This is a genomic window from Candidatus Microthrix parvicella Bio17-1, assembly GCF_000299415.1.
Taxonomy (GTDB): domain Bacteria; phylum Actinomycetota; class Acidimicrobiia; order Acidimicrobiales; family Microtrichaceae; genus Microthrix; species Microthrix parvicella.
Window position 1 is genome coordinate 586,255 of record NZ_AMPG01000001.1, and the last position, 12,491, is coordinate 598,745.

Genomic DNA, 12,491 nt, shown 5'->3' on the forward strand with positions numbered 1-12,491 from the left:
TCGTCACCCGGGGGTTCACACGTCCGCCAGCAGGCTGCGCGCGATTTGTGAGATCTGGATCTCGTCAGTACCGGCATAAATTTGCAGCACCTTGGCATCACGTGCCAGCTGCTCCACCGGGTACTCCGACATGTAGCCATTGCCGCCAAAAAGCTGGACGGCCTCCATCGCCACCTCGGTGGCCGCCTGCGCCGCATACAGCTTGGCTGCGGACGCCTCGGCAAACCCCACCTGCTCGCCCGCCGCACCCATCTCAATGAAGCGGAACACCAGGTTCTCGATATTCAGTCGGGCCACCTCCATGCGGGCCAGCTTCAGCTGGATCAGCTGGAACTCGCCAATCGGGCGACCAAACTGAACCCGGTCTTTGGCATAGGCCACCGACAACTCGAGGCAGCGCTCAACGATGCCCAGCGCCATGGCCGCCACCCCGGCACGCTCGATCGAAAAGGTCGCCTTGGATGCCGACCGACCACCGGCGCCGCGAAACGCCTCCTCGGACTCGCCCAGAAGCCGATCGGGACCCACCCGAACCTCGTCGAGGAACAGTTCGCCGGTTGGGCTGGAATGGATGCCCATCTTTCGCAGGGGCTTGGACTGGGTGAGGCCCTCCATGCCCGTATCCAACACGAACTGCAGGATGGCCCGCTCCTCGGGCGGATTGCCCTCATCCAGCTTGCAGATGAACACGATCGTGTCGGCATAGGGACCGTTGGTGATGAACGTCTTGGAACCCGACAGCAGGTAGCCGTCTCCGTCTCGCTTCGCCGACGCCTTCATCGAGCCGAATGCGTCGGATCCCGAGCCCGGCTCGGTGATGGCCCATGCCCCGATCTTGTCGAAGCTCAGCAGGTCACGAGCCCATCGCACCTTCTGGTCGATTGTGCCCTTCGACATGATTGCCGATGCGGTCAACCCCATCGACACGCCCATCGCCGTGACCATGCCCGGGCACACCCGACACAACTCGATGATGGGGATCAACGTCATCGACGGGTCGCGCGCTGCACCCTCGGCCGGCACCGCCGGCTTTGCGGACTCGCCGTTCGGGTCTTCGCCAACCTGCGCAGCCCGCTCGCGCTCGATCGCCCGATCGAATCCGTCCCGAGCCATCTGATCCATGCCGAAGGTGGCGAACAGCCCCCGCAGCAGGTCATAGGGCGGGAGGTCGCCAAACTCCAACTCGTCCCGGCGAGGCTCGATCTCGGCTTCGACGTACTGACGCACCGCGGCCCTGATCATCTGGTGCTCGTCATTCCACTGATACATCTCGTTCGCTCCTCGGGGGGTCCGACCCTGGCTACGGGGTAACGCTGACGGCTTTGACCTGGCGACCCGCGACGGAAGCGGCGTCCGCAGCCTGCGCGGCATGGTGGGAGCTCCGGGTGAAGGGCGACGACTCGGCGTGAGCGATGCCCGCCTGCGTCGCCATGAGTGCGAATCGGTCGAAGTCGCTCGGAGCCCACCAGTGAGCCACCGGAAGGTGAGCCGCCGTGGGCCGCAGGTACTGACCCATGGTGACGATACTGACACCCACCCCCGCCAGGTCGGTCAGCGTCGAGCCGATCTCAGCCTCGGTCTCGCCAAGGCCAAGCACCATGCCCGACTTCGTCACCAGACCCGCATCGGCGGCACGAGCGAGCACTGCGAGGCTGCGGGTGTAGTCGGCGGAGGGCCGTGCCGCCCGCTGAAGACGGGCCACCGTCTCAATATTGTGGTTCAGCACATCGGGCCGTGCCTCGAAGATGCGGTCGAGCGCGTCGGCGTCGCCCTTACAGTCCGGGATCAGCACCTCGACCCGACAGTGCGGCCTCGCCGCCCGAATCGCCTCGATGGTGGCCGCGAACGCTGCTGCGCCGCCGTCGTCGAGATCGTCTCGCGCCACGGCGGTCACGACTGCGAAGTCGAGCCCCATCGACACGACCGCCTGGGCCACCCGACTTGGTTCGTCGGCATCGAGTGGGGCGGGTCGTCGTGTGTCCACCAGGCAGAACCCGCAGGCCCTGGTGCACCGCTCACCGTTGATCATGAACGTGGCCGTCCCGTCGGCCCAACACTCAGACAGGTTGGGGCAGCCCGCCTCCTCGCACACCGTCACCAGGTCGAGCGACCCGATCTGACGTTTGAGCGCCGTGACCTCCGCGCCGTGTTCGACCCGCGCCCGCATCCATTCAGGCTTGCGTTGCCGATACGGCACCGCTTCGGAAACGCCGGCATCGGCCAGGCGCTTGGACCGCCGGGGTGAGAGGGTCACCGGCGACGGGATCACAGGAGGCAGGGTCGTTGGGGGCAGGGTCGTTGGGGGCAGGGTCGTTGAGGGTGGATCGATGGGCGACGGATCGGCCGTACCTCCATCCGGAGCCGGGCGGCTGAACGGGGCCAGGTCGGTGACGTGGTGACGCCACACCACGTCGGATCGGTCGATCGGCCCGCCACCCCAACGCTGGGCGGCCCGTGCGATGAACGCGTCGGTGGCCTCTTCCAATCCAACGTCGATGCCCTCTGCCGCCAGCGAGGTCACGCCATACTCGGTGATGCCACAGGGCACGATGTGTTCGAAGAACCCAAGGTCGGGGCACACGTTGAGGGCCACGCCGTGCAGCGTGCGGTTGTGCGCCATGCGCACCCCGATGGCGGCGATCTTGCGAGGCCGTTGCCCCGGCCGGGCGATCCAGACACCCGGATAGTCATCCAATCGGGTGGCGCCGGGCAGCCCGAGGTCAGAGAGTGTGTCGATGACCACCTGCTCGACGGTCCGCACGTAGGCCGGCGTGTCCGGCTTGTCACCGGCGCCCCTCCCGGGCAGGGTGAGTACCGGATAGGCCGTGAGCTGACCCGGACCGTGGAACGTGACGTCCCCGCCCCGGTCGGCACGCACCAGTTCGGCGCCGACCGTCGCCGGGTCCACAAGCACGTTGGCAGGGTCGGTGCGAACACCCATGGTGTAGGTCGGCTCGTGCTCCTGACACAGCAGCCAATCGTCGGTGCCACGCAGAGCGAGCGCGTGTTGCAGCGCGTAGGCGTCGCGGTACTTGGTGCGACCCAACCAGCGGACGTGTAACGGGCGGGAACTCATCGCCCGCAACGGCCCGGGAGCGAACTCACAGCTCGGCGGTCCAATCACGTGTCTGGAGGATCTCCTTCATCCGGGCCAGGAACGCTGCCGCATAGGCGCCGTCAAAGGCCCGGTGATCCCATGACATGGTGAGGTTGCCCACCGAATGGATGGCGATGGACTCGTGACCGCGCTGGTCGGTGACCGCCACCGGACGTCGGGTGATGCCGTCGGTCGACAAGATGGCCACCTGGGGCTGATTGATGATCGGCGCCACAAACAGCGATCCAAAGCTGCCGGAGTTGGACAGCGTGAACGTGCCACCAACCAGGTCGTCGGGGCTCAACTGCTTGCTACGCGCCCGGTTGGCCAGGTCGGCGATATCGCGGGCGATCGCACGCAGCCGCTTGTCGGAGGCCTGTCGCACCACCGGGGCCAGCAGGCCCTCGAAGTTGAGATCGACCGCCACCGACAGGTTGACATCACGGTGAACCATCAGGCCGTCGTCGTCGACCGAGGCGTTCATGAACGGGAACTCCTCGATGGCGTCCACAGCGGCCCGGGCGACGAAGGGCAGGTAGGTCAGTGTGACGCCCTCCGACGCCTTGAAGTCGGCACCAAACATGGCCCGGGCGGTTTCGACGCCCTCGTAATCAACCTCGACCGCCGAGATGACGTGTGGCGATGTGTGCTTGGAGCCCACCATGTGTTCGCCGGTGCGGCGACGGATGTTGGAGAAGGGCACCTTGGTGTCCCCCTCGGCCGGCGACATCGGCTGAGGCGTCGGCACCGACGACTGCGGAGTGCTTTGCGGCGCCGGACTTGGGGCTGCGGGCGCCACCGACGGTTGAACGACCGGAGCGGCCTGCGGAGCGGGAGCGGCCTGAGGAGCGGGAGCGGCCTGCGGGGCGCCTTGTCCCCCACGAGCCTCAACGTGGTTCACGGCATCCTCGCGGGTGATTCGTCCGCCCGGGCCGGTGCCCTTCACGTCGGCCGCATCGACGTCGGCATCGCTGAGCAGGCGCCGCACCAGCGGCGACAACAGCGCGCCGCCGGCCGACGCAGCACCGGGGTCGTCACTCTGGCGGTCAGTCTCCTCGCCGGACGCCGGCCGAGGTTGGGTGTCCGTCTGCCGCTCTGGCGGTGCCTGAGCTTCGGGTGCCGAAGACGGTTGTTCTGCAGCGGTCTCCGCAGGGGCCTGCGCTTCCTCCGCTTCGGCAGGCTGCGGCGGGATCGCCTCGTCTGCAACATCGGCGGTCTCCGACGCTTCCCCGTCATCAGCCTGGTCGGTTTCGGCACTGTCGCCTTCCGGTACGGCGCCCTCCCCGACGACGGCGATCACCGTGCCCACATCCACGGTGTCGCCCTCTTCGGCGCGCAGTTCCTGGAGGGTGCCGGCTACTGGGGATGGCACTTCGGTATCGACCTTGTCGGTGGACACCTCAAGCAGAATCTCGTCCTCCGCCACCTCGTCGCCCGGCTGCTTGAACCAGCGGGTGATGGTTCCCTCGGTGACGGACTCGCCCAGTTGGGGCATGGTGACGTCGGACATGTTGAGTGCTCCTGTGATGTGCGATTTGTTGTGTGAATTGAGGGCGCGGGTCGAAACTATCCGTGGAGGCTTCTGCCGGTGAGGGCCAACACCGATTCGCCAAAGAGTTCGGACAGGCTGGGGTGCGGCTGGATGAAGTGAGCGATCTCATCCACCGTGGCCTCCCAATTGACGGCCAGGTAGCCCTGACCGAGTTGCTCGGTGACCCAGGGACCCACCATGTGCACGCCCAGCACCCTGCCACCGGTGCCATCGCCCTGATTCTCGGCGATGATCTTCACCAACCCGTCGGTCGCCCCGATGATTTGGGCACGACTGTTGCCCATGTAGCGATGCGTGGACACCACCACATCAAAACCGGCCTCCTTGGCCGCTGCCTCGGAGTATCCGGCGAAGGCCACTTCCGGTTGGCAGTAGATGGCCCAGGGCACGTTGTGGTAGTCGACCGGCACGGGGTGCTCACCCAAAATGTCACCGATCACGCAGATACCTTCGGCGAAGCCCACATGAGCCAGCTGTGGGGTGGCGATGCAGTCACCGACGGCCCACACGCCGTCCACGGTCGTTCGACAGGTGTCGTTCACCGTGACGAACCCCCGATCGTCGAGTTCGACGCCGGTGCCCTCGGCCAGCAACGTATCGGTGTAGGGCCGCCGACCCACCGAGACGACCACCATGTCGCACTCGATGCTCTCGCCATCGCCGAAGTTGACCGTGGTACCGCCCGACCCGTCGGGGCTGTGCCCGCTGACCTTCACCCCTGCCCGAACAGTGATCTTCTTCTTCTTGAACGACCGCAGAACCTGCTTGGCAACATCCTCGTCCAGGCCGGGAAGGATCTTGGGCATCGCCTCGAGGATGGTGACCTCGGCACCCATGTCGGCCATCGTGGACGCAAACTCGCAGCCGATGGCGCCGCCGCCAATCACAACCGCACGGCGTGGCAGATCGGCAAGCTCGAGAAATTCGTCTGAGGTGCACACCACCGTCCCGTCCGGCTCGAACCCCGGAATGGTTCGCGGCACCGAGCCGGTGGCCAGGATGACCGTGTCGCCTCGCAATGTGCGAGTGCCTCCGTCGGCCAACTTCACGCTGACGCTGCGGTCGGCCTCAAGGCGGCCCGTACCGGACACGGTCTCGATCTTGCGCTTCTTGATCAGGCCGGACAGACCCTTGTGCAACTGGTCGATGACGGTCTGCTTGCGCGTCTGGGTCACCGACCAGTCCACTGTGGCCTCACCGGTGGTGATGCCGAAACGATCGGCACCAAGCACCGTTTGACGCACGTGCGCGGTCTCGAGCAGTTCCTTGGCCGGGATACACCCCCGATGCAGACAGGTGCCGCCCACCTTGTCCTTCTCCACCATGACGATCCGTAGGCCCGCGCTTGCTCCGTACAAAGCGGCGCCATATCCGCCAGGCCCACCCCCGATGATCACCACATCGAAGTTGTCACTGGATTCCTGCTGCGACGCGTCGCTCACGCACCCATCTCCTCGTCACGGGCCGTTTGGCCGACCCAAGGTCGAGACTACCCCGATGGCGTCCGCCAACCGGCCGGCCCTACGTGGTCTGCGGTGCCTGACCGTTCAGCCCTGACCGGCGACCATGACCACCTGGGTGACGAAGGCCGCCACGATCAACACACCACAGAGGACGGCTGCGATGATGAGGCGCTTGGTACTCACAGGTTGAACGCTAGCGCCGCTGCCCGGATCCCTCCAGGCTGGTAGAGTCTGGGAGTGGTTCAAGTAGCTCGGTGGGGCACCCGGTCGGACCCCGAGCCGGTGGGCCGCTCTGCAGAATCAGCCGCTCGCCGGCTGACCTACATGTCATCACTCGATGGTCTGAGGGCGTTGGCGGTGATCGGCGTGATCATCTATCACGCCGAACCCAGCCTCCTGCCCGGCGGGTTCCTGGGCGTCGACGTGTTCTTTGTCATCAGCGGTTACCTGATCACCGCCCTGCTCCTACGTGAACATGCTTCGACGCACCACATCGACATGCGGAGGTTCTGGCGGCGACGAGCCCGCCGACTTGGGCCCGCGCTGCTGGTGATGTTGTCGGTGGTTGTGGTCGTGGGCCGTCTGTGGTTGCCCAGCAGCCAGTGGGGCTCGTTGCGCGGCGACGAGTTGGCCTCGCTGGGCTACGTCATGAACTGGCGTTTGATTCTCACCGGCGACAGCTACTTCAGCACGTTCGCCGTATCCCCATTGCGTCACGTGTGGTCCCTGTCGGTGGAGGAACAGTTCTACCTGGTGTGGCCGATCGTTGCGGCGATTGCCATGGCCAGATCGCGTCGCGCACTCGCCTTGGTCGCCTCCGCGGCTTTTGTAGCCTCCGTCGCCGCCATGACGCTGGTGGGCGGCGGCCTCTCGCGCGTCTACTACGGCACCGACACCCGCCTGCACGTGATCATGGCGGGCTGCCTCCTGGCGATCCTCGAATCCAAGCGGCCCGATCTGGTGCGGCGTCTTGGGGCGTCCACCCTGGTCACCCTGATCGGCGTTGCCGCTCTCGGAGGCGCCATGGTGTTCATCGCCGAAGACAACACCGGGTTCTTTCCCGCCGGACTGGTGATTTTTGCTGCCGTGACGATGCTGGTCGTCGCCGGCTGTTCCACTCAAGTCACTCTGCCGCTGTTGAGCAACCGGGCATTGGTGGAGATCGGCCGTCGTTCCTATGGCCTCTACCTGTGGCACTGGCCGGTCATGGTGTTCCTCACCGATGATCGACTGGGCATCGGGCACGTGCCCGCGACGGCGATCCGCGTGGCCGTGTTCTCCACGCTCACGTGGGCGTCGTATCGGTTTCTTGAACGACCCGTTCTTGCCCGCCGAGCGCCGCTCCCCCGATGGTGGCCCCTTGCGCCGATCGGGGTGATCGTTCTGGTGCTGGCCTCCACGGCTGGTGCAACGGCCAACCGTTATCAGCAGCAGGCGGGAGGTGCCACGGGCACGGTGCAGGCCAACCAAGGCATCACCGCACCGACGGGTGCCGTTGGCACGCCCATCGACTCCCTACTGCTCATTGGTGACAGCGTCGCTGCGTCGATTCAAGAGGAACTCGCCCGCGAGTTGGCCGGTGACGGCGTCAGTACCGCATCGGCTGTTCGCTACGGCTGCGGCATCGTCGAGGGAATGGAGCTCACTGCAAACGGCGATCTGACCCCGATGGCCCCCGGGTGCCCCAAGCATCAGGCCCTGCAGGATCAACTGGTCGCCCAACAGGCCCCAGACGTGATCCTGGTGATCGCGCAGGTCGATTCGTACCGTCGAAAGCTTCCCGATGGCACCGTGATCGACTTCGAGGAGTCTCCGGATGAGTACCTCGCTCTCCTGAACAAGGCGGTCGACCGCCTCACCGTGGGAGGAGCCACCATGGTGATTGCACTTCCGGCCAACGTGGCCTACTTCAATGCCGATGCAGCCAACGTTCGCTACGAGGCCTGGCGTGGCCTGTTGCGCACCTTGGATGAGGAGCGCAGCGAGGTGGTGCTGCTCGACCTGCAGTCGCTGATTTGCCCGGAGTCGCAATGTATCCGCGAGATCGATGGAACCGAACTTCGTCCGGATGGCATGCACTACAGCGACGACAGCGCCACCTTGATCGTGCCTCGGATCGTGAAGGCCCTTTTCGCAGCCTTGGGCGTCGACACCTGACGACTGGTTAAGCACCGGTGGTGGCGGTGCGGTTGACTGCATCGCATGGACATTGCAATGACCGGCTCAGGCGGACTTATCGGCAAGGCGCTGGTAAGTGCGCTCCAAGCACGAGGCGATCGGATCTTGTCGCTGACCCGATCGGCCGATCGGGCCCGCACCGACAACGATGCGGTCTTCTGGTCGCCCCACGACGGCGAAATCGATACTGCCGGGCTGGACGGCATCGACGCGGTGATCCATCTTGCTGGTGAGCCGATCGCCGAGAAACGGTGGACCGATGCCCAGAAGCGCGAGCTCCTCAGCAGCCGGACAGACGGCACCACCCTGATCTCCAAAACGTTGGCTGGGCTCGCCAGACCACCGCAAACGCTGCTGTCCGCCTCGGCCATCGGGTACTACGGCGATACCGGCCAGAACCTGGTGGACGAGTCCTCGCCCCCCGGCACAGATTTTCTCGCCGATATCTGCGTGGCATGGGAGGCCGCAACCGGCGCCGCCGAAGACGCAGGAATCCGCACCGCGCATCTGCGCACCGGCATCGTGCAGTCGACACGCGGTGGGGCGCTGGCCAAACAGCTCCTGCCGTTCAAGCTGGGTCTTGGCGGCAAGGTTCTGCCCGGAACCCAGTGGATCAGTTGGATCACGATCGACGACGAAGTCGGTGCCATCCTGCACGCCCTTGACACACCCGAGGTGTCGGGCCCGGTCAACCTGGTGGCCCCCAACCCGGTCACCAATGCCGACTATGCGTCCACCCTGGGCAAGGTCCTGCATCGCCCAACGTTCATCATCCCCCTGTTTGGACCAAAGTTGCTCTTCGGCTCCGAGCTGGCCGAGTCGCTCCTGAAGACCAGTCAGCGGGTGAGCGACGGCGTACTGAGCGCAACGGGCTACAAGTTCACTCATACGAACCTGGTCGACGCCCTCCGCAGCATCATCGACGCCGGCGGCTAGAACCGGTCGCCGGGTTTCAGCCAGACTGGCCGCCATCAGCCGTCAACGTCGCACCCACCCTTCCGGAATACTCAAAACAAAGGCAGATCAAACATGAACGACGAGCAGGTCTCGGTGTCCCGAACGATCAAGGCATCACCGGAGGACATCTTCGACGTGTTGGCCCACCCGGCCCGGCATTCGGAGATCGACGGTTCGGGCACGGTGAAAGCCAGCCGCGGCGGAGCCGACGAACGGCTGAGCCAGGGCGCCAAGTTCGGCATGGACATGCGGATCGGCCTGCCGTACATCATCAAAAACACGGTGGTGGAGTTCGAAGAGGGCCGGCGGATCGCCTGGCGGCACTTCGGTCGCCACATCTGGCGCTACGAACTGCAGCCAACCGAAGACGGCACGCTGGTGACCGAGACCTTCGACTGGTCCAAGGCTCCGATCAAGGCGTACATCACCATGATGAAGTGGCCCGAGAAGCACACCAAGAACATGACCGCCACACTTGAGCGGTTGGCTGAGGTGACCGAGCACTAGTGCCGGTGGAGAATGACCGGCCCACGGCCAGGCCCGGCCTGGCGGCATTCGACTTTGACGGCACACTGACCGGACGCGACAGCCTGATGCCGTTTCTTGTCCGTGTGGCAGGACGGCGAGCGATGTCCTCGGTCGTCGCCGGCGTTGGCGCAGAACTGCTGCGACGCGGCGACCGAAGCCGAGACACGGCCAAAGCACTGATGCTCCGACGGGTGATGACGGGCCGCCTGGCAACAGATGTGGGTGAAGCCGGCCGCCACTACGCCGCGTTCCTCCAACCCCGGCTCCGGCTTGACGGGTTGAAGCAGGTGGCGTGGCATCAGGAACGACACCACCGTGTGGTGCTCGTGTCGGCGTCCCTGGGGGTGTATCTCAGGCCCTTGGCAGAGGCTCTGAAACTGGACGGCGTCGAGGCCGTCGAGCTGATCGTCGATGGAGACGGCAGGCTCTCCGGCGAGATGACAGGCCCCAACTGTCGAGGCCCCGAGAAGGTGGTACGCCTGGACCGGTGGCTGGCAACAGAGGGCATCGACCGCTCCGGGATCGAGCTGTGGGCCTACGGGGACTCCTCCGGTGACGACGAACTGCTGGCTGTAGCCGACCATCGCCACCGCTGCAGCCGCCCGCGCTCTCGAACGGGCTGAGTCCGGCCCCATGGATGTAATCACGGCCGGTCATCACCCAGGCGTCACCCACACCGGTGGACACCGCCTCGGGTGACCGCTTGTCTGCGGCAGATGGCGGGGGTCGGTAGTGCTGAAAGCGACGCCACATCTGCGAGGACTCGTCCCACTGCCACCAAGAATGGGACTGTCCGATGTGGACCGACACCGAAGAAGCCGCCGACCGCCCTGCTGTTGGTTATACGAACGAGCGTGCCGGCGGCCTCTCGTGCCTCCATCATCGCCATGACGTAATCGCTGCCGCCTGAAACGGCCGGCTTGGGCCGACCCAGACTCTTGACGACGAGCGGGTCCGGCTCAGGTGCGTTGGACACCTTGACCGCCACCGCAGGGCCGGCCTCGCCCTCAGGAGCATCGAAACCCAGATTGGTCAGAGGAGCACAACATCCCTGCGGCCATGCCTCGGAGGGGCAGCACCGGAAGCAGTCGTGGGCCGGTCTTGCCACCGGATTCCTCGGAGACCGGCACCCGCACGGGCGGCTCGACTTGGGCCACAGCGGTCGTTCTGCGCCGTCTGCAGGACCTGAGCAGCCCGCCCGCCCACCTTGAACGCTCCCGCGGTCAGGAAACGGTGGGAAGGCTGCTGACCAGACCGACGTACACCGGGCCCCGCTGCAGACTGATCGCTCGGCCCTGCAGGTCACGCAGATCGAACAGGTCGCCATCCGCGCTGCGACTCCACGTCCCCTGGGTCACCGTCGGGCCGGTGAGCACAAAGGCCTGGCCCCTCGCCGGTTCTCCCGGCATCGGAAACGTGACCGCCTCCATACTGTTCATGTCGGCGTACGAGCCCTGGTACCTCGTGGTCAACACGATCACCGAGCTTCGGCCGATCTGCGCACCATTCGTCTTGTTCACGTGAGGTTTGCCTGCCTGGAAGCGCAGCCACATCTTGGACTTGGCGTCCCAGAGGAACCCCGAGTGATTGCCGGCCACGAGCAGATCAACCCGCTTGGCCGGTTGTGCACTGGCGTTCTGATTGCCCGCATCCATAAAGGAGAACTGTGGATTGGGTGGGGCGGTGGCCCCACCGTACTTATTCTGGAGGTTGTTGCGGCTGACAAACAAACCATGTTCAGACTGGTCTGTCCTGGAGTACACCGAGGTGCCGTCCTGGCGTTCGCTGGCATGGACGAACCAGCCATCTCGTTCGCGCTCCGAGACCGCCCATTCCGTTCGATCGTTCGATCCCGCATAAGCGAAGATCGGGCGTCCCAGGGGCAGCAACAACTGCATGTCGGAGGTGCGGGCCGATCGGACTGCACCAATGGTGTCAATCTCCCGAGAATGGAACACCGCCAGGAAACGGCTGGCGTCCATGATGCCGTGCGCAGGCTCCTCATAGATCAAGTCGGCACGGTTCAGGCCGGTCTGTGGGTCGGCCCGAGGTGCGTTGGACACCTTGATCGCAACCGCCGAGCCTTTGGCACCAAATGGGGAATCGATGCCCATGCCAGTCAGCGGAGCGCAACGACAGTTATCGGGCCAGGGTTCGGGCGGTGCCCCAATGAGATTGAGCGAGGGATCCGGTGGGGTGCCCTGCACCAGCGGCGGCAGTTCGGGGTTGGGGGCGGCTGTGCTGGGTGTGGCAGGCGTCGTGCTCGGTGTCCCGCCGGCCGCCGGCGTGGCGCCAGGCTGCTTGCCCCCTGGCTGCTTGCCCCCTGGCTGCTTGCCCCCTGGCTGGGTACCGCCAGGCTGGTTGCCACCCAACGCGGACTGGCCTCCGGGCGTGGTGGACGCTTTGGTCTTCCCATCGGCCTTGGCCTTGCTGGTGGCCTTCGCCTTGGCGTCGACCTTGGCCTTGCCATCCGCGACGTCGGTCACACCCTCCGACGTTGAAACCCAACGACGAGCCATTGGTGCAGCGTCTTCGCGAGTGGCCACTTTGGCAGGATCACTCCGGGTGGACAGCACCGAGATGCCCACCACGAGTGACACCGCAACCACGGGCGCTGCAGCGATGGCGCGCCGAGACGTGAGCCCCGCTGCGGCGGCTTGCAGGATTTTGGTGATGGAAGCAGCAATTGCCACCGGCGTACCTCCCGGTCCAACTG

9 protein-coding genes and 1 pseudogene are annotated in these 12,491 nt (G+C 65.5%); 4 read left to right on the plus strand and 6 right to left on the minus strand.

The annotated features are described in order from the left end of the window. Nucleotides 1-15: 15 nt before the first annotated feature. The 5 genes and pseudogenes from MPARV_RS0102875 to lpdA all read right to left on the minus strand — a co-directional run bounded on the left by MPARV_RS0102875 (nucleotide 16) and on the right by lpdA (nucleotide 6,091). The gene (locus tag MPARV_RS0102875; protein WP_020377169.1) at nucleotides 16-1,269 is read right to left on the minus strand and encodes an acyl-CoA dehydrogenase family protein; all 1,254 of its coding nucleotides are present in this window, start codon (nucleotides 1,267-1,269) and stop codon (nucleotides 16-18) included. Between the two features lie 31 nt (nucleotides 1,270-1,300). Then, nucleotides 1,301-2,254, minus strand: coding sequence for a lipoyl synthase (lipA, locus tag MPARV_RS25935; protein ID WP_051011921.1), 954 nt, complete (start codon nucleotides 2,252-2,254; stop codon nucleotides 1,301-1,303). Between the two features lie 204 nt (nucleotides 2,255-2,458). Then, a pseudogene (lipB, locus tag MPARV_RS25940) lies at nucleotides 2,459-3,076 on the minus strand (lipoyl(octanoyl) transferase LipB); the annotation flags it as partial. Between the two features lie 25 nt (nucleotides 3,077-3,101). After that, nucleotides 3,102-4,607 carry a dihydrolipoamide acetyltransferase family protein gene (locus MPARV_RS0102885; RefSeq protein ID WP_012225933.1) on the minus strand — a complete coding sequence of 502 codons (1,506 nt, stop codon included), beginning with the start codon at nucleotides 4,605-4,607 and terminating at the stop codon, nucleotides 3,102-3,104. A 56-nt stretch (nucleotides 4,608-4,663) separates the two neighbouring features. Next, a complete protein-coding gene (gene lpdA, locus MPARV_RS0102890) occupies nucleotides 4,664-6,091 on the minus strand; it encodes a dihydrolipoyl dehydrogenase (protein WP_012225932.1) in 1,428 nt (475 codons plus the stop codon). 258 nt (nucleotides 6,092-6,349) lie between these two features. Between lpdA and MPARV_RS0102900 the strand changes: the two genes are divergently transcribed. The 4 genes from MPARV_RS0102900 (at nucleotide 6,350) to MPARV_RS0102915 (ending at nucleotide 10,398) form a co-directional block, all read left to right on the plus strand. Further along, nucleotides 6,350-8,269: an acyltransferase family protein gene (locus MPARV_RS0102900; RefSeq protein ID WP_157789430.1), complete on the plus strand. Its 1,920-nt coding sequence runs from the start codon at nucleotides 6,350-6,352 to the stop codon at nucleotides 8,267-8,269. A 45-nt stretch (nucleotides 8,270-8,314) separates the two neighbouring features. After that, nucleotides 8,315-9,226 (plus strand): TIGR01777 family oxidoreductase, encoded by a 912-nt coding sequence (locus tag MPARV_RS0102905; protein ID WP_031277123.1) that lies wholly within the window; start codon nucleotides 8,315-8,317, stop codon nucleotides 9,224-9,226. Between the two features lie 93 nt (nucleotides 9,227-9,319). Continuing rightward, nucleotides 9,320-9,754 (plus strand): SRPBCC family protein, encoded by a 435-nt coding sequence (locus tag MPARV_RS0102910; protein WP_012225929.1) that lies wholly within the window; start codon nucleotides 9,320-9,322, stop codon nucleotides 9,752-9,754. A 5-nt stretch (nucleotides 9,755-9,759) separates the two neighbouring features. Further along, on the plus strand, nucleotides 9,760-10,398 hold the full coding sequence (locus MPARV_RS0102915) for an HAD-IB family hydrolase (protein WP_031277124.1): 639 nt from the start codon (nucleotides 9,760-9,762) through the stop codon (nucleotides 10,396-10,398). Between the two features lie 600 nt (nucleotides 10,399-10,998). Here the strand turns inward: MPARV_RS0102915 and MPARV_RS0102920 are convergent. After that, nucleotides 10,999-12,468: a DUF3048 domain-containing protein gene (locus MPARV_RS0102920; RefSeq protein ID WP_012225926.1), complete on the minus strand. Its 1,470-nt coding sequence runs from the start codon at nucleotides 12,466-12,468 to the stop codon at nucleotides 10,999-11,001. Nucleotides 12,469-12,491 lie beyond the last annotated feature (23 nt).